We start from the raw sequence: 24,992 nt of genomic DNA on the forward strand, positions 1-24,992 counted from the left end.
ATGTTCGTTTTTTTCTTGACTAGGACTTTTTGGGGTGCTATGATAAAGAAGAATTAAATATGTCGTTTTACGTCGTATAATATTGGGGATATGGCCCAAAAGTTTCTACCGAGCTACCGTAAATAGCTTGACTACGAGGTAAGTGCAGATAGGGATGTTTTTGCCATTATTTATCTTTGTTTTCCCCTATTGCAAGCACGAGCCCAGTTGTCAATGCTCCGGTAGTCAAACCGGAGTTTTTTTATTTAAAAAAATAAAGACAGCAATAGGGGGAAGAGAAATGAAGAAGTACTTCCAGTTTGAAGAACTTGGTACTAACTATCGCCGTGAATTTATCGGCGGACTTACAACTTTTTTAGCAATGGCTTATATCTTAGTCGTTAATCCGATTACTTTATCGTTAATGGATATACCGGATTTGCCGGATGCAATGAGAATGGACTATGGGGCAGTATTTGTGGCAACAGCAGTGGCTGCGGCAATTGGATCCCTATTGATGGGGGTACTGGCCAAGTATCCGATTGCGCTTGCCCCGGGTATGGGTTTAAATGCATTTTTTGCTTATACTGTTGTGTTAACGATGGGAATTCCTTGGCAGCATGCATTAGGCGGGGTTCTTATCTCAGGTATTATCTTTATCTTTTTATCCCTTTCGGGGCTGCGTGAAAAAATTATTAACTCGATTCCTGCTGAATTAAAGTATGCGGTCAGTGCCGGAATCGGATTGTTTATTACATTTGTCGGTGCTCAAAGCGCGGGGCTGATCGTCAATAATGATGCAGTTCTCGTAGGATTAGGCGATTTTACCGATGGGAATGTGCTTCTGGCTATTTTCGGCATTACCATTACTGTTATTCTAATGACAAAAGGTATTAATGGCGGAATTTTTATAGGAATGGTAATCACGACGATTGTTGGTATGATTGCCGGCTTGATTGACGTTCCAGGAAAGGTTGTTGATTCCGTGCCAAGTGTAGCTCCAACGTTTGGAGCGGCATTTGGGGCATACAGTGACCCTTCGTTCTTCTCAACAAGCATGCTGGTCGTTGTTTTGACATTCCTATTCGTTGACTTCTTTGATACAGCAGGAACGTTAGTGGGAGTTGCCAACCAGGCGGGATTAATGAAAGAAAATAAATTGCCCCGCGCAGGTAAAGCGCTTCTGGCGGATTCCACAGCAACTGTCGTTGGTGCGATATTCGGAACATCCACGACAACCTCTTTCATTGAGTCTTCATCAGGGGTTGCGGCAGGTGCGAGAACAGGATTTGCATCGATTGTCACTGCAGGGTTCTTCCTGTTATCATTATTCTTCTTCCCGTTATTAGAAGTCATCACTTCTGCTGTGACAGCTCCGGCACTGATCATAGTCGGTGTGTTGATGGTTGCATCGTTAGGCAACATTGATTGGACGAAGTTTGAAATTGCAGTTCCGGCATTCCTTACCATTATTGCTATGCCATTGACTTACAGTATCGCAACAGGAATTGCAATTGGATTTATTTTCTATCCAATCACCATGATTGTAAAAGGAAGAATCAAAGAGGTTCATCCAATCATGTATGTACTGTTCGTGATATTTGTTTTGTATTTCATTTTCCTGAAGTAATATGATGAATTGGGCCCGCTTCAATGCGGGTCTCTTTTTATTTTATTCTCAATCCGTTGACTTCCCGGACAGGCTTTAATACCATGAGAGTACATTTGTTTATTGGGCGGGGAGAAGAAAATGGGTGAGTATAAGGTAAAAAAAGTGCTTAATAATAACGTCCTCATTGGCAGTCACGAGTCATTTGGAGAAGTTGTCCTTATCGGCAAAGGAATTGGCTTCAGCCGGAAGCCAGGCCAGCCAATCGATTCTAATTTGGTTGAGAAGCTCTTTGTGCTTAAAAATGAAAAAGAGCAGGAGAATTATATTAAACTGATGCCTTTTGTGGATAATGAATTGCTTGAAGCAATTATCTCCTCAATTCAATTGATTAAACAAAGGGCGAATTCCATGCTTAATGAACATATCCATGTTGCGTTAACTGATCACTTGATGTTTGCGATAACTCGTCTGAAAAAAGGGATGGAAATGAAAAATCCTTTTCTTATCGAAACCAAGACTCTCTACCCATTTGAATACGAAATTGCCCATGAAGTTGTGAATCTTATAGGACAGCGAACCGGCATTTATTTGCCTGAAGGGGAGATTGGGTTCATTGCCCTCCATGTTCACAGTGCTGTAATGAACCGCGATTTATCCGAAGTCAATCAGCATTCTCAGCTGGTAACCCGTCTTGTGAACATGATTGAAGAACAGCTTGATATTAAGATAGATAAAGACAGCATCGATTATATGAGGCTTGTCCGCCATATCCGATTCACCATTGAACGGGTTAACAAAGGCGAGGTGGTTGAAGAGCCGGAAAAAATAACTTCCCTCTTGAAAGAAGAATATCCGGTGTGCTACAATCTCTCTTGGAAGCTCATTAAAGTAATGCAGCAAACATTAAAAAAACCAGTCTTTAATGCAGAAGCTGTTTATCTGACCATGCATCTGCAGAGGCTTCAAAAGAAAATAAATTAATTACAAGACAATCTTGCGAAACAGGCAAGTCTTTACGTGTTACTGATTCGATCAGGCATGAGTGAAGAAAGGTAATTGAATTTAGGTAAATAGGGTATGATACCCTTGTATACACCTGAATTCCATCCTTTTTTCCTCATGCCTTTTTTATTTTTTTTTTAATGCTTGCCGCTATTAAATGAAAACGCTTAATGAGTAAAAAACTTTAGGGGGTTAACATATGTTTAAAAAAGTATTTGGCGTCCTGCAAAAAGTAGGAAAAGCCTTAATGCTTCCAGTAGCATTACTGCCGGCAGCGGGTATACTGCTCGCAATCGGTGCGGCTCTGCAAAATCCGGCGCTGCTTGAGCTGGCTCCGTTCCTGGATAACAGCGGGGTTGAAATCGTCGCGCAGGTTATGCAAAAAGCAGGAGATATCGTCTTTGCCAACCTGCCTGTTCTATTTGCAGTTGGTGTAGCAGTTGGTTTGGCCGGCGGTGAAGGTGTAGCTGCGCTTGCTGCCATTATCGGCTATCTAATTATGAATGTGACAATGGGTACAGCTGCAGGAATTACTGCAGAGGATGTAAATGGACTTAATTATGCAAACATCTTAGGGATCCCAACTCTGCAGACAGGTGTATTCGGCGGTATCATTGTTGGTATTATCGCCGCTGCATTATATAACAAGTTTTTTGAAATCGAACTTCCATCCTATTTAGGATTCTTTGCCGGAAAGCGTTTCGTTCCGATTATTACGGCTGCAACGTCAGTGGTCCTTGGTTTGCTGATGCTGGTTATCTGGCCGCCAATCCAGGAAGGGCTAAACGCTTTCTCTCAAAACATGGTTCATGCGAATTTGACTCTATCGGCGTTTATTTTTGGATTAATTGAGCGCTCATTGATTCCTTTTGGCCTTCATCATATTTTCTACTCTCCATTCTGGTATGAATTTGGACAGTATGTAACGAATGCTGGTGAAACGGTTCGCGGTGACCAGCGTATTTTTATGGCACAAATCAGTGACAATGTACAAAATCTTACTGCCGGTACATTCATGACTGGTAAATTCCCGTTCATGATGTTCGGTCTTCCTGCCGCTGCATTAGCAATTTATCATGAAGCACGCCCGGAAAAGAAAGTGGTAGTCGGAGGTCTTATGGCGTCTGCGGCGTTAACTTCTTTCTTAACAGGTATTACAGAGCCGCTGGAGTTCTCATTCTTATTCGTAGCTCCTATCCTGTTTGCGGTTCACGCAGTGTTTGCAGGTCTGTCATTCATGACCATGCATCTCCTGGATGTGAAAATCGGCATGACTTTCTCAGGCGGTTTGATTGACTATATTTTATTCGGATTAATCAACCCTCAGACGAATGCCTGGATTGTTATTCCGGTTGGATTAGTATTTGCTGTGATCTATTACTTCGGTTTCCGATTTGCCATCCGCAAATTTAATTTAATGACTCCTGGCCGTGAAGAAGCAGAAGATGAAGAAACCGCTTCTTCAGGTAAAGGCGGAGATCTTCCATATGAAGTCCTTGATGCTATGGGCGGACAGGAAAACATCGCTCATCTTGATGCATGTATTACTCGTCTTCGTGTATCGGTAAACGATATTAAAAATGTGGATAAAGACCGCTTGAAGAAACTTGGCGCGTCTGGAGTACTGGAAGTAGGAAACAACATTCAGGCTATCTTTGGCCCAAGATCTGAAACCATCAAAGGACAAATGAAAGATATTATGAGCGGCAAAAGACCGCGTACGGTTGAAAAAGCTCCAGAAGGCGGAGTTGAACAGCAAATTGAAGAAATAAATCCTGAAGCTCTTCAGACTGAGCACAAGGAAGATCTTTTCATTTCACCGATCAAAGGAGAAATCAAGCCAATCACAGATGTACCTGACGCTGTATTCTCCGGTAAAATGATGGGTGATGGTTTTGCGATTGTACCTTCTGAAGGAACTGTTGTATCACCGGTAGACGGAAAAATCGTTAACATGTTCCCGACAAAACATGCAATCGGCATCCTTTCAGATTCAGGCCGCGAAATTCTTATCCATGTAGGTATTGATACAGTAAACCTGAAAGGTCAGGGATTTGAAGCTTTAGTTGCTGAAAATGACCGTGTAGAAGCAGGGCAACCGCTGTTAAAAGTGGATCTTGATTATATCGGGAAAAATGCAACTTCTATCATCACGCCAATCGTATTCACAAACCTTCAGCAGGGTGAAGTGATCAAGATTAATAAGCCGGGCGCTGTTGATCTAAAAGAAAAAGAAATCATTGTCATCTCCAAATAGTAATATATAATATAGAAGAAACCAGCTGCGTTTTAACCAGCTGGTTTCTTTTGATTTAAATGCATATTAAAATCTTTTTAGTTTTTACGAATAACTTGTTGACCTTATGGGCAACAGGTGTTATTATAGAAAAACAGTCGCTTGAGACGTTAACAAGATTTGATGGTTTTAAAAAAGTTGTTGACGAAGTGATTGAGAAATGATATATTAATAAAGTCGCTTCTGAGCGGCGGATTGATCTTTGAAAACTGAACGAACAAAAACGTCAACGTTAATTCATTAGTCTTTTTTGAAAAGACAATTTATGAGCTTAATCAACTCTTATATGGAGAGTTTGATCCTGGCTCAGGACGAACGCTGGCGGCGTGCCTAATACATGCAAGTCGAGCGGACAGATGGGAGCTTGCTCCCTGAAGTCAGCGGCGGACGGGTGAGTAACACGTGGGCAACCTGCCTGTAAGACTGGGATAACTCCGGGAAACCGGGGCTAATACCGGATAATTCTTTCCCTCACATGAGGGAAAGCTGAAAGATGGTTTCGGCTATCACTTACAGATGGGCCCGCGGCGCATTAGCTAGTTGGTGAGGTAACGGCTCACCAAGGCAACGATGCGTAGCCGACCTGAGAGGGTGATCGGCCACACTGGGACTGAGACACGGCCCAGACTCCTACGGGAGGCAGCAGTAGGGAATCTTCCGCAATGGACGAAAGTCTGACGGAGCAACGCCGCGTGAGTGATGAAGGTTTTCGGATCGTAAAACTCTGTTGTTAGGGAAGAACAAGTACCGGAGTAACTGCCGGTACCTTGACGGTACCTAACCAGAAAGCCACGGCTAACTACGTGCCAGCAGCCGCGGTAATACGTAGGTGGCAAGCGTTGTCCGGAATTATTGGGCGTAAAGCGCGCGCAGGCGGTTCCTTAAGTCTGATGTGAAAGCCCCCGGCTCAACCGGGGAGGGTCATTGGAAACTGGGGAACTTGAGTGCAGAAGAGAAGAGTGGAATTCCACGTGTAGCGGTGAAATGCGTAGAGATGTGGAGGAACACCAGTGGCGAAGGCGACTCTTTGGTCTGTAACTGACGCTGAGGCGCGAAAGCGTGGGGAGCAAACAGGATTAGATACCCTGGTAGTCCACGCCGTAAACGATGAGTGCTAAGTGTTAGAGGGTTTCCGCCCTTTAGTGCTGCAGCAAACGCATTAAGCACTCCGCCTGGGGAGTACGGCCGCAAGGCTGAAACTCAAAGGAATTGACGGGGGCCCGCACAAGCGGTGGAGCATGTGGTTTAATTCGAAGCAACGCGAAGAACCTTACCAGGTCTTGACATCTCCTGACAACCCTAGAGATAGGGCGTTCCCCTTCGGGGGACAGGATGACAGGTGGTGCATGGTTGTCGTCAGCTCGTGTCGTGAGATGTTGGGTTAAGTCCCGCAACGAGCGCAACCCTTGATCTTAGTTGCCAGCATTCAGTTGGGCACTCTAAGGTGACTGCCGGTGACAAACCGGAGGAAGGTGGGGATGACGTCAAATCATCATGCCCCTTATGACCTGGGCTACACACGTGCTACAATGGATGGTACAAAGGGCTGCGAGACCGCGAGGTTAAGCGAATCCCATAAAACCATTCTCAGTTCGGATTGCAGGCTGCAACTCGCCTGCATGAAGCCGGAATCGCTAGTAATCGCGGATCAGCATGCCGCGGTGAATACGTTCCCGGGCCTTGTACACACCGCCCGTCACACCACGAGAGTTTGTAACACCCGAAGTCGGTGGGGTAACCTTTTGGAGCCAGCCGCCTAAGGTGGGACAGATGATTGGGGTGAAGTCGTAACAAGGTAGCCGTATCGGAAGGTGCGGCTGGATCACCTCCTTTCTAAGGATATTTACATGAAACGTGACGCGTTTTGTTCGTTCAGTTTTGAGAGTTCAATCTCTCAATGAAAGATTCGTTCTTTGAAAACTAGATAATGATTATGAAGAAGCAATAACCGAGTAATCGCCATTTTAGTGAATTCTCTCTATGTTAAATAGAGTAAAAAACCTTTGATCTTGTTCATCTTCGATGAACCTGTCAAATACGGTTAAGTTAGAAAGGGCGCACGGTGAATGCCTTGGCACTAGGAGCCGATGAAGGACGGTACTAACACCGATATGCTTCGGGGAGCTGTAAGTAAGCTTTGATCCGGAGATTTCCGAATGGGGAAACCCCCTATCCGTAATGGGATAGGATCTTTACCTGAATACATAGGGTATGGAAGGCAGACCCGGGGAACTGAAACATCTAAGTACCCGGAGGAAGAGAAAGCAAACGCGATTCCCTGAGTAGCGGCGAGCGAAACGGGATTAGCCCAAACCAGGAGGCTTGCCTCCTGGGGTTGTAGGACACTCTATACGGAGTTACAAAGGAACGAGGTAAATGAACAGGTCTGGAAAGGCCGGCCAGAGAAGGTAAAAGCCCTGTAGTTGAAACTTCGTTCCCTCCAGAGTGGATCCTGAGTACGGCGGGACACGAGAAATCCCGTCGGAAGCAGGGAGGACCATCTCCCAAGGCTAAATACTCCCTAGTGACCGATAGTGAACCAGTACCGTGAGGGAAAGGTGAAAAGCACCCCGGAAGGGGAGTGAAAGAGATCCTGAAACCGTGTGCCTACAAGTAGTTAGAGCCCGTTAATGGGTGATAGCGTGCCTTTTGTAGAATGAACCGGCGAGTTACGATTACATGCGAGGTTAAGTTGATGAGACGGAGCCGCAGCGAAAGCGAGTCTGAATAGGGCGAATGAGTATGTGGTCGTAGACCCGAAACCAGGTGATCTACCCATGTCCAGGGTGAAGTCCAGGTAACACTGGATGGAGGCCCGAACCCACGCACGTTGAAAAGTGCGGGGATGAGGTGTGGGTAGCGGAGAAATTCCAATCGAACTTGGAGATAGCTGGTTCTCTCCGAAATAGCTTTAGGGCTAGCCTCATGTAGTAAGAGTCTTGGAGGTAGAGCACTGTTTGGACTAGGGGCCCCCATCGGGTTACCGAATTCAGACAAACTCCGAATGCCAAAGACTTATCCATGGGAGTCAGACTGCGAGTGATAAGATCCGTAGTCAAGAGGGAAACAGCCCAGACCACCAGCTAAGGTCCCAAAGTATACGTTAAGTGGAAAAGGATGTGGAGTTGCTTAGACAACCAGGATGTTGGCTTAGAAGCAGCCACCATTTAAAGAGTGCGTAATAGCTCACTGGTCGAGTGACTCCGCGCCGAAAATGTACCGGGGCTAAACGTATCACCGAAGCTGTGGATTGACATCTTACGATGTCAGTGGTAGGAGAGCGTTCTAAGGGCGTTGAAGCGGGATCGCAAGGACCCGTGGAGCGCTTAGAAGTGAGAATGCCGGTATGAGTAGCGAAAGATGGGTGAGAATCCCATCCACCGAATGCCTAAGGTTTCCTGAGGAAGGCTCGTCCGCTCAGGGTTAGTCGGGACCTAAGCCGAGGCTGAAAAGCGTAGGCGATGGACAACAGGTTGATATTCCTGTACCACCTCTTTACCGTTTGAGCAATGGGGGGACGCAGGAGGATAGGGTAAGCGCGCTGCTGGATTAGCGCGTCCAAGCAGTTAGGCCGGTAACGAGGCAAATCCCGTTACCACATAGGCTGAGCTGTGACGGCGAGGGAAATTTAGTACCGAAGTTCCTGATTCCACACTGCCAAGAAAAGCCTCTAGCGAGGGAAAAGGTGCCCGTACCGCAAACCGACACAGGTAGGCGAGGAGAGAATCCTAAGGTGAGCGAGAGAACTCTCGTTAAGGAACTCGGCAAAATGACCCCGTAACTTCGGGAGAAGGGGTGCTCATTAGGGTGAATAGCCCTGATGAGCCGCAGTGAATAGGCCCAGGCGACTGTTTAGCAAAAACACAGGTCTCTGCGAAGCCGCAAGGCGAAGTATAGGGGCTGACGCCTGCCCGGTGCTGGAAGGTTAAGAGGAGAGGTTAGCGCAAGCGAAGCTTTGAATCGAAGCCCCAGTAAACGGCGGCCGTAACTATAACGGTCCTAAGGTAGCGAAATTCCTTGTCGGGTAAGTTCCGACCCGCACGAAAGGCGTAACGATCTGGGCACTGTCTCAACGAGAGACTCGGTGAAATTATAGTACCTGTGAAGATGCAGGTTACCCGCGACAGGACGGAAAGACCCCGTGGAGCTTTACTGTAGCCTGATATTGAATTTTGGTACAGCTTGTACAGGATAGGTAGGAGCCTGAGAAGCCGGAGCGCTAGCTTCGGTGGAGGCGTCGGTGGGATACTACCCTGGCTGTATTGAAATTCTAACCCGCGCCCCTTATCGGGGCGGGAGACAGTGTCAGGTGGGCAGTTTGACTGGGGCGGTCGCCTCCTAAAAAGTAACGGAGGCGCCCAAAGGTTCCCTCAGAATGGTTGGAAATCATTCGCAGAGTGTAAAGGCACAAGGGAGCTTGACTGCGAGACCTACAAGTCGAGCAGGGACGAAAGTCGGGCTTAGTGATCCGGTGGTTCCGCATGGAAGGGCCATCGCTCAACGGATAAAAGCTACCCCGGGGATAACAGGCTTATCTCCCCCAAGAGTCCACATCGACGGGGAGGTTTGGCACCTCGATGTCGGCTCATCGCATCCTGGGGCTGTAGTCGGTCCCAAGGGTTGGGCTGTTCGCCCATTAAAGCGGTACGCGAGCTGGGTTCAGAACGTCGTGAGACAGTTCGGTCCCTATCCGTCGTGGGCGCAGGAAATTTGAGAGGAGCTGTCCTTAGTACGAGAGGACCGGGATGGACGCACCGCTGGTGTACCAGTTGTCTTGCCAAAGGCATCGCTGGGTAGCTATGTGCGGAAGGGATAAGTGCTGAAAGCATCTAAGCATGAAGCCCCCCTCGAGATGAGATTTCCCATAGCGTCAAGCTAGTAAGATCCCTGAAAGATGATCAGGTTGATAGGTCAGAGGTGGAAGCGTGGCGACATGTGGAGCTGACTGATACTAATCGATCGAGGACTTAACCACATTGGTGAATACTCGGCAAATACTTCTTCATACATTATCTAGTTTTGAGGGAACGAAGTTTCTTCAACCAAATAGTCCGGTGGCGATAGCGAGAAGGTCACACCCGTTCCCATACCGAACACGGAAGTTAAGCTTCTCAGCGCCGATGGTAGTTGGGGGCTGTCCCCCTGTGAGAGTAGGACGCTGCCGGGCATATGAAAGAGCACCTGATGGGTGCTCTTTTTTCGTATGTTTGGATGATATATTGAATCCAAAAATCTTATTTACTCTTCTTTTTAATTGAAAATACATATATGCTTCACTTTTTCGTGTTATGCCATACTTTGGCATATATATGCGTCCCTTTCATTCGTATATGTGCCAGAATTCAATTATATGTGCCAGAATTCAATTATATGTGCCAATTCTTATTTCACTGCCTGTTTTATGTGTTAAATCTGTTCTTACCAAAGAGGAATTGTGCCAAATGTGAGAACTTACAACCATGTTTGATAAAACCCAATACATGCCAGGTAGTCTCCAAAATCTGTTAGATAAAAATCTTTAGAACCTTTCTCCTTAATATAGCTGCTTCAACCGGGCATAATTCAGCCGTTTCATCCCACTCAAAAAAGGATAACCTATTCCTAAAGAATCCAATTTGCGAAAAAAGGTTATCAAACGCTAATTTCTTTTGTACAATAGTGACTTAATGGGGAGAGGTCACCCATATGCCTTTAAATCCCCCATAAAGGAGGACGCTTTCATTGCTGGAAAACAGTTTTATTATGGTCGCTATTATTTTGATCATTAATATTGTATATGTATCATTTTTTACCATCAGGATGATTCTGACGCTAAAGGGGCAGCGGTACCTTGCAGCTTTTATAAGCACAATTGAAGTTGTCATTTATGTAATTGGACTGGGGCTTGTTCTTGATAACCTAAATGAAATACAAAATCTGATTGCTTATGCAGTCGGTTATGGAATTGGCGTTATTGTCGGCATGAAAATTGAAGAGAAGCTTGCTCTTGGCTATATTACTGTAAATGTAATTACAAAGGAATATGACAGGGACCTTCCAAAAGCCTTAAGAGATAAGGGTTATGGTGTCACAAACTGGGCTGCAAATGGACTTGAAGGCGATCGGATGGCCCTTCAGATCCTGACACCGAGAAAATATGAATTGAAACTTTATCAGACGATTAAAGAGCTGGATCCTAAGGCCTTCATCATTGCTTATGAGCCAAAAACGATTCATGGCGGCTTCTGGGTGAAATCTGTTAAGAGAGGAAAGTTATCCCAATGAGTAAAACCAAGAACAAAATGGTGTTTGAGGTCCAGGAAAACGAAACGATTGACCAGTGTCTGGAAAGGATACAAAAGGCAGGATATATACCTGTTAGAAGGACTGAGAAGCCTATTTTTAAAGAAGTTAAGAAGGGCGGTAAAGTCGATTATGAACCTGCTGGAAGGCAGATCGTTTTTGAAGCAAAACGGGCAGAAGATTAAAACACGAACATTAATTGTCTGACTTTTAGTATTGTTCGATTTTTCAATTGACAGAGTATCAGGTATGTTGTTAATATGGTGGTAGTTAATAAAACGTGAATAAACCCCTCGTATAATAATGGGAATAGGGCCCATAAGTTTCTACCCGGCAACCGTAAATTGCTGGACTATGAGGGAAAGCTGATATGCCCGGCATGTAGAAGGAATGGTTCCTGCCGTTTGCAGGTGTCTTTCTTACGGTTCTTTTTAGCCCGGACAGATTACTTTCTCTCATATTAAGAGAAGGGTCTGTGCGGGTTTTTTATATTGGGAGATTTGGAGGAGAAAGAATGAGCGCACAAGCAGCAGTCATTATGGGAAGCAAATCGGATTGGGAGACAATGAAGCACGCTTGCGGAATTCTGGAAGAGCTTGAAATCCCTTTTGAAAAAAAGGTTGTTTCAGCGCATCGGACTCCAGATCTTATGTTTGAATATGCTGAGCAGGCAAGAGACAGAGGGATTAAGGTAATTATTGCGGGTGCAGGCGGAGCGGCACACCTGCCTGGAATGGTAGCAGCGAAAACGACACTTCCTGTCATCGGAGTACCAGTGCAATCAAAAGCTCTAAACGGACTGGATTCATTGCTGTCCATTGTTCAGATGCCCGGCGGCGTCCCGGTTGCAACCGTTGCGATTGGAAAAGCAGGAGCCACTAACGCCGGATTGCTGGCAGCACAAATACTTGGCGCTTTTGATACAGCCATTGCAGAACGTCTTCAGTCAAAAAGAGATAAAACAAAACAGGAAGTACTAGAAAGCAGTGATGAACTTGTCTAATAAAACAATTTTACCTGGACAAACAATTGGAATTATTGGCGGGGGACAGCTTGGGAGAATGATGGCTCTGGCTGCAAAAGCAAATGGCTTCAGGATTGCCGTCTTGGATCCAGCAGAAGACTCTCCTTGCGGCCAGGTTGCGGATATTAAAATCATTGGTGAATATGATCATTTAGATTCTATAAAAGAGTTAGCTGACGTCAGTGACGTTGTGACATATGAATTTGAAAATATCAGTGCGGAAGCTCTCGGGTGGCTATGTGCAAATGCGTATGTCCCACAGGGGAGCGAGCTGCTCGAGATCACGCAGGACCGGACAAAGGAAAAAGCAGCCATCCAAAAAGCCGGCTGTGAGGTAGCGCCCTATGAGGTCATTACTACTGAAAAAGATATTTATGATAATATAGAAAAGCTTGGCTATCCAGCAGTATTAAAGACATCCAGAGGCGGATATGACGGAAAAGGACAAGTTGTGATAAAGAGCGGGCAGGATATTAATAAAGCTGCACAGCTTCTTGAGAATGGCGTGTGCGTCCTTGAAAAATGGATTCCATTCGAAAAGGAAATATCAGTTATTATCTGCCGGAATATCTCGGGAGAAAAAGCAGTATTTCCAGTCGGGGAAAATATCCATAAAGAAAACATTCTGCACCAGACAATTGTGCCGGCTATGATCACAGCTGATGCCGAGGACAGGGCTGTAAATGCAGCAAACCTGCTGGCAGAAGCTTTAAGCCTTGTCGGTACATTGGCAGTCGAAATGTTTCTCACACAAGACGGACAGATTTACATTAACGAGCTTGCGCCTCGTCCGCATAACTCAGGCCATTATTCGATTGAAGCTTGCGAAACCTCCCAGTTTGAACAGCACATCCGTGCGGTTTGCAATTGGCCGCTTGGCAGCACGGAACTATTAAAACCGGCTGTTATGGTTAACATACTAGGAGAGCACCAGGAGCCTTTAATTAAGAAAATACCTGAATTGGATGACTGGAAGATTCACTTGTACGGAAAAAAGGATGCCAAATATAAACGCAAGATGGGCCATGTCACGCTTTTGCGGAACTCAGCCGAAGAGGCACTTGAAGAAGCAGAAAAAAGCGGCATTTGGACCCCTGTGAAGGAACAGATCGGAGGATAAAACATGATTGAACGCTATACGAGACCGGAAATGGGAGCTATATGGACAGAAGAGAACCGCTTTCAGGCTTGGCTTGAGGTAGAAATTCTTGCTTGTGAAGCTTGGGCTGAATTAGGAGATATTCCGAAAGAGGATGTTCAGAAAATCCGCGAGAATGCTTCTTTTAATATTGACCGCATTAAAGAAATCGAAGAGGAAACACGACATGATGTGGTCGCTTTTACCCGCGCGGTATCTGAAACGCTTGGTGAGGAGCGCAAATGGGTTCATTACGGGCTTACTTCCACAGATGTGGTTGATACGGCTCTTTCCTACTTAATCAAGCAGGCAAATGATATTCTTCTAAAAGATATCGAACGCTTTGTGGAAATCCTGAAAAACAAAGCTCAGGAACACAAGCATACAGTAATGATGGGCCGCACGCACGGGGTGCATGCTGAGCCGACTACATTCGGTTTAAAGCTTGCACTATGGTATGAAGAAATGAAGCGTAATCTTGACCGCTTTAAGGAAGCAGCTGCTGGTGTGGAATTCGGTAAAATCTCAGGTGCAGTTGGAACATATGCAAACATCGATCCGTTCGTTGAAAAATATGTGTGTGAAAAACTGGGCATCCAGCCAGCGCCAATTTCAACGCAAACACTTCAGCGTGACCGACATGCTCATTATATGGGGGCGCTAGCGCTGGTAGCCACTTCAATTGAAAAATTTGCGACAGAGGTCCGCGGCCTGCAAAAAAGCGAAACGCGTGAAGTGGAAGAGTTCTTCGCGAAAGGCCAAAAGGGATCTTCAGCAATGCCGCACAAACGCAACCCGATTGGTTCAGAAAATATGACTGGAATGGCAAGAGTGATCCGCGGCTATATGATGACTGCGTATGAAAATGTGGCATTATGGCATGAGCGTGATATTTCCCACTCATCAGCTGAAAGAATCATCCTGCCTGACGCAACGATTGCGCTGAACTATATGCTGAACCGCTTTGGAAATATCGTGAAAAATCTAACAGTCTTCCCTGAGAACATGAAACGCAATATGGACCGTACGTTAGGGCTGATTTACTCTCAGCGTGTTCTTCTGGCCTTGATTGACATGGGCATGACTCGTGAAGAGGCCTATGATACTGTCCAGCCGCGGGCCATGGAAGCATGGGAAAAACAGGTGCAATTTCGCAGCCTGATCGAGCAGGACGAAACTATTACATCAAAGCTAACCGAAGCAGAAATAGATGACTGCTTTGACTATAACTACCACATCAAGCATGTGGATACCATTTTTGACCGTCTAGGTTTATAAAAAAATAAAGAGGTAAAGAGCAGTCTTTACCTCTTTATTATCGGGAAAATTCCCAATCTTCTTAATAACCGCGTCTAGAAAGCCATGTGCTATTTAAATAAGGGAGGCTCTCCGCTATGGAAAAAGGAGAATTGTTATACGAAGGCAAAGCCAAAAAGGTTTATCAAACAAACGATGAAAATGTCGTCTGGATTGAATACAAAGATTCTGCAACAGCCTTTAATGGTGAGAAAAAGGCAAGCATCAGCGGCAAGGGCCGTTTGAATAACGAGATTACGAGTTTGCTTTTTTCAAAGCTTCATGACCTGGGAATAGAATCTCACTTTATTGAAAAACTTTCAGAGACTGAGCAGCTTGTTAAAAAGGTGGATATCATTCCGCTCGAAACAGTGGTCCGCAACGTTGCGGCGGGGAGCTTTTCTAAGAGATTGGGAGTTGCAGAAGGGAAAGAATTGTCGAGGCCGATTGTGGAGTTCTACTACAAAGATGACGAGCTCGGTGATCCGCTGCTGACAGAGGATCATATTGAAGTTCTTCATCTGGCTGATAAGCAGGAAGTAGCCATTTTACAGGAAAAGGCACTTCAGGTTAATGCTATTTTAAGAGATTTTTTCAAAGACCTCGGCATTAAATTAGTAGATTTTAAGCTTGAGTTTGGTAAAGATGAATCAGGCCAAATTCTCCTGGCTGATGAGATTTCGCCAGATACTTGCAGGCTTTGGGATGTTGAAACAAATGAAAAGCTGGATAAAGATGTTTTCCGCAGAGACCTTGGAAATTTAACAGATGCTTATGAAAATATTTTAGCGCGACTGGGAGGCCAAACAGTATGTACAAAGTAAAAGTTTTCGTCACATTAAGAGAAAGTGTTCTAGATCCTCAAGGAACAGTTGTAAAAAATTCTCTGCATTCCATGAACTACAGCGAAGTGTCTGATGTGCGCATTGGAAAATACATGGAACTGACAGTGGAAAAAAGCGACCGTCCTGTTGAAGACGCTGTAAAGGAAATGTGTGAGCGCTTATTGGCTAATGTAGTGATTGAAGATTACCGCTTTGAAATTGAGGAGGCTGTTGCTCAGTGAAGTTTGCAGTGATCGTATTTCCAGGGTCCAATTGTGACATCGATATGTACCATGCAGTAAAGGATGAGCTTGGAGCGGAAGCCGAATATGTCTGGCATGACGCGGAAAGCTTAGACGAATATGACGGAATTCTTCTTCCCGGCGGTTTCTCTTACGGAGATTATCTCCGTTCGGGTGCTGTCGCACGCTTCAGTAATGTCATGAAAGAAGTTGTGAAAGCGGCTGAAGCAGGAAAGCCAATCCTGGGCGTCTGCAATGGATTTCAAATCCTTCTTGAAGCTGGTCTTTTGCCTGGGGCAATGAGAAGAAACGATAGCCTGAAATTCATCTGCCGCACAGTGGAGCTAAAGGTTGAAAACAATGAGACCATGTTTTCATCTGCATATGAGAAGGATGAAGTAATCAATATTCCGATTGCCCATGGTGAAGGAAACTATTATTGTGATGAAGCTGTTTTAGCTGAATTGAAGAAAAATAACCAAATCGTTTTTACTTACAATGGAACGAATCCAAATGGCAGCCTGGAAAACATCGCAGGAATTATCAATGAAAAAGGAAATGTACTCGGCATGATGCCGCACCCTGAAAGAGCTGTTGATGAGCTTTTAGGGGGAGCAGATGGCCTGAAACTTTTTCAATCAATCGTAAAACAATGGAGGGAAGCACATGTCGTTAATGCTTGAGCCAAGTCCGGAACAGTTAAAGACACAGAAGGTATACAAAGAAATGGGTTTGTCTGATGACGAATTTGCGATGATTGAAAAGATTATCGGGCGTTTGCCAAATTACACAGAAATCGGTTTGTTTTCGGTTATGTGGTCAGAGCATTGCAGCTATAAAAACTCAAAGCCCGTGTTAAGCAAATTTCCGACAACAGGAGAGAAAGTACTTCAGGGACCAGGGGAAGGAGCTGGAATTGTTGATATCGGCGATGGGCAAGCAGTTGTTTTTAAAATTGAAAGCCATAACCACCCGTCTGCAATCGAGCCTTACCAGGGGGCAGCAACAGGTGTCGGCGGGATTATCCGCGATGTATTTTCAATGGGAGCAAGACCGGTCGCGCTCCTCAACTCTTTACGCTTTGGAGAATTGGATACTCCTCGTGTACGGTACCTTTTTAAAGAAGTAGTCGCAGGCATTGCAGGTTACGGAAACTGCATCGGTATTCCAACAGTTGGGGGAGAAGTGCAGTTTGATGCTTCCTATGAAGGAAATCCGCTTGTAAACGCGATGTGTGTCGGCTTAATCGACCATAAGGACATTAAAAAAGGCCAGGCCCATGGAGTAGGCAATACAGTCATGTATGTCGGTGCAAAAACTGGCCGTGACGGGATCCATGGTGCTACTTTTGCATCTGAAGAACTAACAGACCAATCAGAATCAAAACGCCCGGCTGTCCAGGTTGGCGATCCATTCATGGAAAAGCTTCTGCTGGAGGCATGTCTTGAACTGGTCCAGTCTGACGCACTTGTCGGCATTCAGGATATGGGAGCTGCCGGTCTGACAAGCTCTTCTGCTGAGATGGCCAGCAAAGCGGGGTCAGGAATTGAAATGAATCTTGACCTTGTTCCTCAAAGGGAAACAGGCATGACTGCATATGAGATGATGCTTTCCGAGTCTCAGGAGAGAATGCTGATTGTCGTGAAAAAAGGACGCGAGCAGGAGATCGTTGATTTATTTTCCAAATATGGCCTGGAAGCAGTATCTGTCGGCAGGGTAACCGATGATAAAATGCTCCGACTGACTCATCAGGGAGAAGTGGTAGCAGAGCTGCCGGTAGATGCGCTTGCAGAGGATGCGCCAGTTTATCATAAGCCATCAAACGAGCCTGAATATTTCCGTGAATTTCAGGTAATGGAAAATGAAGTTCCTGCGGTTGAAGATTATAAAGAAACATTGGTAAAGCTCCTTCAGCAGCCGACAATAGCAAGCAAGGAATGGGTTTATGACCAGTACGACTATATGGTCCGCACGAATACAGTAGTGGCGCCTGGATCAGATGCTGCGGTCATTCGCATCCGCGGCACCCGCAAAGGATTGGCCATGACGACAGACTGTAATTCACGTTACATGTATCTTGATCCTGAAACAGGCGGAAAAATTGCAGTGGCAGAAGCAGCAAGAAATATCATTTGCTCCGGCGGTCAGCCATTGGCGATAACAGATAATCTGAACTTCGGAAACCCGGAGAAACCTGAAATCTTCTGGCAAATCGAAAAAGCGGCAGATGGAATCAGTGAAGCATGCCGCACTTTAAATACGCCAGTTATCGGCGGAAACGTCTCTTTATATAACGAAACAAATGGAACAGCTATCTACCCAACACCTGTCATTGGAATGGTTGGGCTTGTAGATGACATTGATCATATGACAACACAATCATTTAAAGCAGCTGGTGATCTTATTTATCTGGTTGGCGAAACAAAGGATGAGTTCGGCGGCAGTGAACTGCAGAAGATGACATACGGCAAGATTTTCGGAAAAGCGCCTGAACTTGATCTCGAAAAAGAAGAAAAGGCACAGCAGCAAATTTTAAAAGCCATCCGTTCGGGACTTGCAGCATCTGCCCATGATGTGGCAGAAGGCGGTTTAGCAGTAGCAGCTGCGGAAAGCCTGATTGGTTCAAAAGGTCTGGGAGCGGATATCAAGGTAAAAGGAAATGCGACATCAGCTTTATTCAGTGAATCACAATCCCGTTTCTTGCTATCTGTAAAAAAAGAAAACCAGGAAGCATTTGAAAGTTTAGTAGACGCGACACTAATCGGTGAAGTAACAGAAGCACCTATACTTTATATCTCCAATGAAGAGGGCCAATTGCTTGCCGAACAGGTTGACGTTCTAAAGCAGGCCTGGAAAGGGGCTATCCCATGCTTGCTGAAATAAGAGGACTGAATGAAGAGTGCGGTGTTTTTGGAATCTGGGGGCACCAGGATGCTTCCCAGATCACGTATTACGGGCTTCATAGTCTGCAGCACCGCGGCCAGGAAGGCACAGGAATGGTTGTTACCGATGGCAAAAAGCTGAAAGGCATTAAAGGTGAGGGGCTAGTAACGGAAATTTTCACAACAGATGCCATGAAGGAACTGGAAGGAAAAGCAGCAATCGGACATGTGCGCTATGCGACTGCCGGCGGGGGCGGATATGAAAATGTCCAGCCTCTGCTATTCAACTCACAAAGCGGAAGTCTTGCGCTTTGCCATAACGGAAACCTGGTGAATGCGACTGCATTGAAGCATCAGCTTGAAGGACAAGGAAGCATTTTTCAAACGAGCTCGGATACAGAGGTGCTGGCTCACTTAATTAAGCGTGCAGGCTTCTCTTCCCTAAAAGACCGAGTCAAAAATGCTTTATCCATGATTAAAGGAGCTTATGCTTTTCTGATTATGACCGAAACAGAACTGATGGTTGCGCTGGATCCGAACGGCATGAGGCCGCTCTCACTTGGCAAAATCGGCGATGCTTATGTAGTTGCGTCTGAAACATGTGCTTTTGATGTTGTAGGTGCAGAGTATATCCGCGATATTCTGCCAGGAGAACTGCTGATCATTGACGACAATGGATTCCGTTCTGAGATGTTTGCAATGGCCTCTAATATCGCTATGTGCACGATGGAATATGTTTACTTTTCCCGTCCAGACAGCAATATCAACGGGATCAACGTTCATACAGCCCGGAAAAATCTTGGGAAGCAGCTTGCTTTTGAGGCGCCCATTGAAGGGGATGTCGTTACAGGCGTACCTGACTCGAGCATCTCTGTCGCGATCGGCTATGCTGAAGCTTCAGGCATTCCATATGAGATGGGCTTGATAAAAAACCGCTATGTTGGCCGGACTTTTATCCAGCCATCACAGTCACTGCGTGAGCAAGGCGTAAAAATGAAGCTGTCTCCGGTACGCGGAGTTGTAGAAGGCAAGAGAGTCATTATGGTGGATGATTCGATCGTCCGCGGAACAACAAGCAGACGGATCGTAACAATGCTGAAAGAAGCGGGAGCTACAGAAGTGCATGTGCTTATCAGTTCACCGCCAATTAAAAATCCATGCTTCTATGGAATCGATACATCGACAAAGGAAGAATTGATTGCCGGCAATCATTCTGTTGAGGAAATAAGAGAAATCATTGGTGCGGACACACTTACCTTTTTAAGTACAGAGGGCATGGTCAAAGCAATCGGCCGAAAAGACGGACAATGTCTGGCATGCTTTACAGGCCAGTATCCGACGGAGATTTATCCAAGTACTTTGCATCCTTATGAAAAGGTCTAACATAAGCTGGCAGATAAACTGCTATGTTTGGCTGGAAAATATCGGAATTGGCCGATAAAACGTGATTTTTGGCCGTTAAAAGTACTATTTGGCCGATAAGTTGAAGAATCGGCCTTTAAATGATTAAGAAAGTAACTTTGAAATACGATACTGTCTAGCTCCAGCGCCTACCCCCTCGAGGTCATAAGCCACCCCTCCCAGAAGGCAAAGAACGCCTTCCCGAGAGGCAAGTCTTATGCTTGCCGGGGGTGAACAAGGCGCTTGCGCTTTTCTAATATGGGGTGAAAAACAGATGGCAAATGCATATAAACAGGCCGGAGTAGATATCGAAGCTGGCTATGAAGCAGTTTCCCGCATGAAAAAGCACGTACAGAAGACAATTCGTCCTGGTGTGCTCGGCGGTTTGGGCGGATTTGGCGGCATGTTCGATCTATCTGAACTAAACCTGAAGGAGCCGGTTTTAGTATCAGGTACAGATGGTGTCGGCACGAAACTGATGCTTGCTTTTATGATGGATAAGCATGACACGATTGGGATTGATGCGGTCGCAATGTGTGTAAATGATATTGTCGTACAGGGAGCAGAACCTCTTTATTTCTTGGATTATATCGCCTGCGGAAAAGCGGCGCCTGAACGGATTGAAGCGATTGTGAAAGGAATTGCGGATGGCTGCGAACAGGCAGGCTGCGCCCTTGTAGGCGGTGAAACAGCTGAGATGCCTGGCATGTACAGTGAGGAAGAATATGACCTTGCCGGCTTTGCGGTCGGTGCCTGTGAAAAATCCAGCCTGATTAATGGTTCCGATATTAAAGCCGGAGATGTACTGATTGGCCTTGCATCCAGCGGAATTCACAGCAATGGCTACTCACTTGTCAGAAAGCTGTTTTTTGAAAAAGCGAATTTGTCCTTAACAGATCATGTAGAAGAATTAGGCTGTACTTTAGGGGAGGAGCTGCTTCGCCCTACAAAAATTTATGTTAAGCCGCTTCTATCAGCTATGAAGCAATTCAAGCTGAAGGGCATGGCGCATATTACCGGCGGAGGATTTATTGAAAATATCCCCCGCATGCTGCCTGAAGGTCTTGGCGCCCAGCTTAATGAAAACAATTGGGAAGTGCCGCCTGTGTTCACGGTTATGGAGAAGATCGGCGGACTGGAACGCAAAGAAATGTACAACATTTTTAATATGGGAACAGGCATGGTGATTGCAGCGGATAAAGAAAATGCTGATGAACTGATCACCTATTTTAATGAAATTGGAGAAAAAGCCTATCTAATGGGGACAGTGACGGATAAGGAAGGAATTGAAATTCTGTAACTTGGAGGAAGTCATGAAAAAAATCGCAGTGTTTGCTTCCGGAAGCGGAACGAACTTTCAGGCAATTGCCGATGCTGTAAAAACAGGTGATTTGCAGGCTGAGATCGTCTTGTTTGTCTGTGATCGGCCAGGTGCATACAGCACCCAGCGTGCACAAAACGAACAAGTTCCGCAGTTTGTTTTTTCAGCAAAAGACTATGCTGGCAAAGCAGAGTATGAAAGAGCGATTTTGCAAAGGCTGAAGGAGAGCGGAGCCGAGTATATTATTCTCGCAGGCTACATGAGACTGATCGGCCCGACGCTTTTGAAAGAGTTTGAAGGCAGCATTATTAATATTCATCCTTCTCTTCTTCCTGCTTTTCCTGGTAAGGATGCTATTGGCCAGGCGTTATCTGCCAATGTGAAGGTAAGCGGTGTAACGGTTCATTTTGTTGATGAAGGCATGGATACTGGGCCGATTATTGCTCAAGCGCCAGTTGATATAAATTCGGGTGAAACGCTGGATAGCCTTCAGAAGAAGATACATGAAGTCGAGCACAAACTTTATCCGCAGGTTTTGCAAAATCTTTTCTATGCTAAAATGGTAGAGAACTAAAGTGTTTCATTCAACAGAGTCAGGGGGAGCGAACATGAAGAAACGTGCATTAATCAGTGTTTCCGATAAAAATGGCATAACAGAATTTGCCCAGCAGTTAAGCGAACTGGGGTTTGAAATAATCTCAACAGGCGGTACAAAAAAAGCGCTGGAAGAGAGTGGAGTCCCCGTTATCGGAGTAAGTGATGTGACAGGCTTTCCGGAGATTTTGGAAGGGCGTGTAAAAACATTAAATCCAATGATTCATGGCGGGCTGCTGGCAAAGCATGGCGAACCAGGCCATAAACAGCAGCTTGAGGAGCATGGGATCACGCCTATCCAGGTTGTGTGCGTGAATTTGTACCCGTTCCAGCAAACAATCGCTAAGCCAGATGTGACAGTAGAGGATGCGATAGAGAATATTGATATCGGCGGCCCGGCCATGCTGCGTGCCTCCGCCAAAAACCATGACTATGTAACGGTTGTGGTGGATCCGGCCGATTATGAAACAGTTCTTTCACAGCTAAAAGAAACCGGAGAGGTCCAAAAGGAAACCCGCCGCAGACTTGCTGCAAAGGTTTTCCGCCATACTGCTGCCTATGATGCAATGATCGCTGAATATATGACAGATTTGGCAAATGAAGAAACACCTGAAAAATTAACGGTTACGTATGAACTGAAGCAAACATTGAGATATGGGGAGAACCCTCATCAAAAGGCTGCTTTTTACCGCAAGCCGCTTGGTTCTGAATTTTCGATTGCTAACGCTGAACAGCTTCACGGCAAGGAATTATCCTACAACAATATCAATGATGCTGATGCAGCTCTCCAAATCGTAAAAGAATTCTCAGAGCCTGCAGCAGTTGCTGTTAAGCATATGAATCCTTGCGGAGTGGGGACTGGGGAAAATGTATTCGAAGCTTTTTCAAAAGCTTTTGAGGCGGACCCTGTATCTATTTTTGGCGGCATTATTGCCCTGAACAGGGAAGTAGACGCTGAGACAGCGAAAAAGCTATATGAAATCTTCCTTGAAATCATCATTGCACCTTCCTTCTCAAACGAAGCGCTTGAGATTTTAAAAGGGAAAAAGAATCTGCGCCTGCTGACAATTCCTTTTGATGGCAAAAAGAAAGCGGAGATGAGATTGTCCGCTATTGAAGGCGGATTGCTGACGCAGGAATATGATTTATTCACCCTTGATAATGCGGAAGTAAAAGTTGCGACCAAGAGAGAGCCAACAGAAGAAGAGTGGAAAGCGTTGAAGCTGGGCTGGAAAGTTGTAAAGCATGTGAAATCAAATGCCATTGTCGTAAATGATGCAAACATGACTCTTGGAGTCGGTGCCGGGCAGATGAACCGCGTAGGCTCTGCCAAAATTGCGCTTGAGCAGGCCGGTGAAAAAACGAACGGAGCGGTTATGGCATCCGATGCTTTTTTCCCAATGAACGATACGGTTGAAGCGGCAGCCAAAGCAGGCATTTCAGCCATCATCCAGCCGGGAGGCTCAATCCGTGATGAGGATTCCATCAAAAAGGCTGATGAGTATGGAATTGCAATGGTCTTTACAGGCGTACGTCATTTTAAACATTAAACGAAAAGCGGAAGCGCCTCGATCAGAGGCCTTGCTATTATAGCTGACATTTTTACGGAGGTGGGCGTAATGAAGGTATTGGTTTTAGGAAGAGGCGGCCGAGAGCATGCAATTTGCTGGAAGATGAATCAAAGCCCTTCAGTGAAACAGGTTTTTGCTGCTCCAGGAAATCCCGGAATGGAAGATTCAGCTCAGCTGGTTGCCATCCAGGAACATGAACAGGAAAAACTTGTGCAGTTTGCTCAGGATAATGAAATTGAATTGACTGTGATCGGGCCGGAAGTACCGCTGCTTGAGGGGCTGGCTGACCGATTTGAAGAAGCCGGGTTAAAGGTATTTGGACCGAGAAAAGCAGCAGCCGAAATTGAAGGCAGCAAGTCCTTTGCCAAAGCACTTATGAAGAAATATGCTATCCCCACTGCCGAATATGGGGTATTCAGCAACTATGAAGAAGCGAAAGCCTATATTGAAGCAAAAGGCGCTCCCATTGTTCTGAAAGCAGATGGCCTTGCAGCCGGAAAAGGCGTAATAGTGGCCATGACTATGCAGGAAGCATTGGACGGGATTGAGGAACTATTATTAAATGAAAAGTTTGGCCAAGCTTCTTCAACCGTTGTAATTGAAGAATTCCTTGAAGGCGAAGAATTTTCCTTAATGGCGTTTGTGAACGGAGAAAAGGTGATTCCGCTTGAAATTGCCCAGGACCACAAGCGTGCCTATGATGGAGACCAGGGACCGAATACTGGCGGAATGGGGGCTTATTCTCCGGTACCGCATATTGGTGAAGAAACAGTTGCAGCAGCTGTTGAACATGTTTTGAAGCCGGCAGCCAAAGCAATGGTTCAGGAAGGCCGAAGTTTTACCGGTATCCTGTATGCAGGTCTGATTAAAACACCAGCAGGCCCGAAGGTAATTGAATTTAATGCCCGTTTTGGAGATCCTGAAACACAGGTGATTTTACCCCGCATGAAGTCGGATCTGGCGGGAGTAATGCTGGCAGTCCTAAAAGGGGAACAGCCTGAAATCGAGTGGGATAAGGAAGTAATCGTCGGAGTGGTTGCTGCTTCTAAAGGCTACCCTGAAGCTTATGAAAAAGGAGCTGTTCTGAATGGGCTTCAATCGCTTACGGATGTCTCCGTCTTCCATGCCGGCACTGATAGAAACAGCTCAGGTGAGTATGTGACAAATGGAGGCCGCGTGCTGCTGGCAGGCGCTAAAGCTCCTACTCTGAAAGAAGCACAGCAAAAGGTATATTCCGAACTTGAAAATCTTCAATGTGAAGGCGTATTCTACCGCAAGGATATTGCCGATAAAGCTATCGCGCACGTCCTTTCTTAGTCTTCCGGATATACACAAACAGGAGTGCTACAATGCTTCCAATTATTGCTGCCAGGACGAACGTCATATCCATTACGTATTCCCAAAACATATTGTCAGCTCCTTTCATTCTTCCAGCCCCCATATAGGGAGCTGGATTTTTTAACAATGAATTTATATCTTTGCACTTCGAGAACTGTTTAGCTTCGGCGCCTGCCCCCTCGAGGTCACA

Annotated in this window: 19 protein-coding genes, 3 rRNA genes and 2 riboswitches; of the genes, 21 read left to right on the forward strand and 1 reads right to left on the reverse strand. The window is 45.7% G+C overall.

The genetic code is table 11. The features are described from left to right. Positions 1-52 precede the first annotated feature (52 nt). Positions 53-154, forward strand: a riboswitch (purine riboswitch). 126 nt (positions 155-280) lie between these two features. The 21 genes from ACR42H_RS01780 (at position 281) to purD (ending at position 24,781) form a co-directional block, all read left to right on the forward strand. Next, on the forward strand, positions 281-1,609 hold the full coding sequence (locus ACR42H_RS01780) for an NCS2 family permease (protein ID WP_113885308.1): 1,329 nt from the start codon (positions 281-283) through the stop codon (positions 1,607-1,609). Between the two features lie 120 nt (positions 1,610-1,729). Beyond that, complete coding sequence (gene glcT / locus ACR42H_RS01785) at positions 1,730-2,572, forward strand: glucose PTS transporter transcription antiterminator GlcT (protein ID WP_113885309.1); 843 nt, start codon at positions 1,730-1,732, stop codon at positions 2,570-2,572. A gap of 220 nt (positions 2,573-2,792) precedes the next feature. Further along, positions 2,793-4,850 carry a glucose-specific PTS transporter subunit IIBC gene (gene ptsG, locus ACR42H_RS01790; protein WP_436374543.1) on the forward strand — a complete coding sequence of 686 codons (2,058 nt, stop codon included), beginning with the start codon at positions 2,793-2,795 and terminating at the stop codon, positions 4,848-4,850. A gap of 59 nt (positions 4,851-4,909) precedes the next feature. Beyond that, positions 4,910-5,053 carry a hypothetical protein gene (locus ACR42H_RS01795; protein WP_436374544.1) on the forward strand — a complete coding sequence of 48 codons (144 nt, stop codon included), beginning with the start codon at positions 4,910-4,912 and terminating at the stop codon, positions 5,051-5,053. Between the two features lie 119 nt (positions 5,054-5,172). After that, positions 5,173-6,722: ribosomal RNA gene (locus ACR42H_RS01800) — 16S ribosomal RNA — on the forward strand. A 206-nt stretch (positions 6,723-6,928) separates the two neighbouring features. Further along, positions 6,929-9,864 (forward strand): 23S ribosomal RNA (locus ACR42H_RS01805). A 75-nt stretch (positions 9,865-9,939) separates the two neighbouring features. Then, a 5S ribosomal RNA gene (rrf, locus tag ACR42H_RS01810) occupies positions 9,940-10,056 on the forward strand. The 16S, 23S and 5S rRNA genes sit together here, the layout of an rRNA operon. A gap of 554 nt (positions 10,057-10,610) precedes the next feature. Further along, positions 10,611-11,153, forward strand: coding sequence for a DUF2179 domain-containing protein (locus ACR42H_RS01815; protein WP_053433027.1), 543 nt, complete (start codon positions 10,611-10,613; stop codon positions 11,151-11,153). Further along, positions 11,150-11,356 (forward strand): NETI motif-containing protein, encoded by a 207-nt coding sequence (locus tag ACR42H_RS01820; RefSeq protein ID WP_113885612.1) that lies wholly within the window; start codon positions 11,150-11,152, stop codon positions 11,354-11,356. The genes ACR42H_RS01815 and ACR42H_RS01820 overlap by 4 nt, the downstream gene beginning before the upstream one ends. 88 nt (positions 11,357-11,444) lie before the next feature. After that, positions 11,445-11,546: riboswitch (purine riboswitch) on the forward strand. A 139-nt stretch (positions 11,547-11,685) separates the two neighbouring features. Then, positions 11,686-12,174: a 5-(carboxyamino)imidazole ribonucleotide mutase gene (purE, locus tag ACR42H_RS01825; RefSeq protein WP_113885613.1), complete on the forward strand. Its 489-nt coding sequence runs from the start codon at positions 11,686-11,688 to the stop codon at positions 12,172-12,174. Beyond that, positions 12,161-13,315 (forward strand): 5-(carboxyamino)imidazole ribonucleotide synthase, encoded by a 1,155-nt coding sequence (purK, locus tag ACR42H_RS01830; protein WP_181782436.1) that lies wholly within the window; start codon positions 12,161-12,163, stop codon positions 13,313-13,315. Before purE ends, purK begins: the two co-directional genes overlap by 14 nt. Before the next feature lie 3 nt (positions 13,316-13,318). Next, positions 13,319-14,611 carry an adenylosuccinate lyase gene (gene purB / locus ACR42H_RS01835; protein WP_436374545.1) on the forward strand — a complete coding sequence of 431 codons (1,293 nt, stop codon included), beginning with the start codon at positions 13,319-13,321 and terminating at the stop codon, positions 14,609-14,611. A 116-nt stretch (positions 14,612-14,727) separates the two neighbouring features. After that, entirely contained in the window at positions 14,728-15,453 is a 726-nt protein-coding gene (purC, locus tag ACR42H_RS01840; RefSeq protein WP_436374546.1) for a phosphoribosylaminoimidazolesuccinocarboxamide synthase, read from the forward strand. Continuing rightward, entirely contained in the window at positions 15,441-15,695 is a 255-nt protein-coding gene (purS, locus tag ACR42H_RS01845; RefSeq protein ID WP_113885617.1) for a phosphoribosylformylglycinamidine synthase subunit PurS, read from the forward strand. Before purC ends, purS begins: the two co-directional genes overlap by 13 nt. Continuing rightward, on the forward strand, positions 15,692-16,378 hold the full coding sequence (gene purQ / locus ACR42H_RS01850; protein WP_436374547.1) for a phosphoribosylformylglycinamidine synthase subunit PurQ: 687 nt from the start codon (positions 15,692-15,694) through the stop codon (positions 16,376-16,378). Before purS ends, purQ begins: the two co-directional genes overlap by 4 nt. Then, positions 16,362-18,578 (forward strand): phosphoribosylformylglycinamidine synthase subunit PurL, encoded by a 2,217-nt coding sequence (gene purL, locus ACR42H_RS01855; RefSeq protein ID WP_436374548.1) that lies wholly within the window; start codon positions 16,362-16,364, stop codon positions 18,576-18,578. The genes purQ and purL overlap by 17 nt, the downstream gene beginning before the upstream one ends. Next, positions 18,563-19,960 carry an amidophosphoribosyltransferase gene (purF, locus tag ACR42H_RS01860; RefSeq protein WP_113885620.1) on the forward strand — a complete coding sequence of 466 codons (1,398 nt, stop codon included), beginning with the start codon at positions 18,563-18,565 and terminating at the stop codon, positions 19,958-19,960. Before purL ends, purF begins: the two co-directional genes overlap by 16 nt. A gap of 292 nt (positions 19,961-20,252) precedes the next feature. Further along, on the forward strand, positions 20,253-21,278 hold the full coding sequence (gene purM / locus ACR42H_RS01865) for a phosphoribosylformylglycinamidine cyclo-ligase (protein WP_436374549.1): 1,026 nt from the start codon (positions 20,253-20,255) through the stop codon (positions 21,276-21,278). 13 nt (positions 21,279-21,291) lie between these two features. Then, on the forward strand, positions 21,292-21,873 hold the full coding sequence (gene purN / locus ACR42H_RS01870; protein WP_436374550.1) for a phosphoribosylglycinamide formyltransferase: 582 nt from the start codon (positions 21,292-21,294) through the stop codon (positions 21,871-21,873). A gap of 34 nt (positions 21,874-21,907) precedes the next feature. Next, a complete protein-coding gene (purH, locus tag ACR42H_RS01875; protein ID WP_436374551.1) occupies positions 21,908-23,443 on the forward strand; it encodes a bifunctional phosphoribosylaminoimidazolecarboxamide formyltransferase/IMP cyclohydrolase in 1,536 nt (511 codons plus the stop codon). A 69-nt stretch (positions 23,444-23,512) separates the two neighbouring features. Continuing rightward, entirely contained in the window at positions 23,513-24,781 is a 1,269-nt protein-coding gene (gene purD / locus ACR42H_RS01880; protein WP_113885623.1) for a phosphoribosylamine--glycine ligase, read from the forward strand. Here purD and ACR42H_RS01885 read toward each other — a convergent pair. Further along, positions 24,759-24,890 (reverse strand): EYxxD motif small membrane protein, encoded by a 132-nt coding sequence (locus ACR42H_RS01885; protein WP_258549847.1) that lies wholly within the window; start codon positions 24,888-24,890, stop codon positions 24,759-24,761. The two genes, purD and ACR42H_RS01885, sit on opposite strands and share 23 nt — an antisense overlap. Positions 24,891-24,992: the final 102 nt, after the last annotated feature.

The sequence above is a fragment of the Cytobacillus sp. BC1816 genome (genome assembly GCF_051353635.1).
In the GTDB taxonomy this organism is placed as follows: domain Bacteria; phylum Bacillota; class Bacilli; order Bacillales; family Cytobacillaceae; genus Cytobacillus; species Cytobacillus oceanisediminis_C.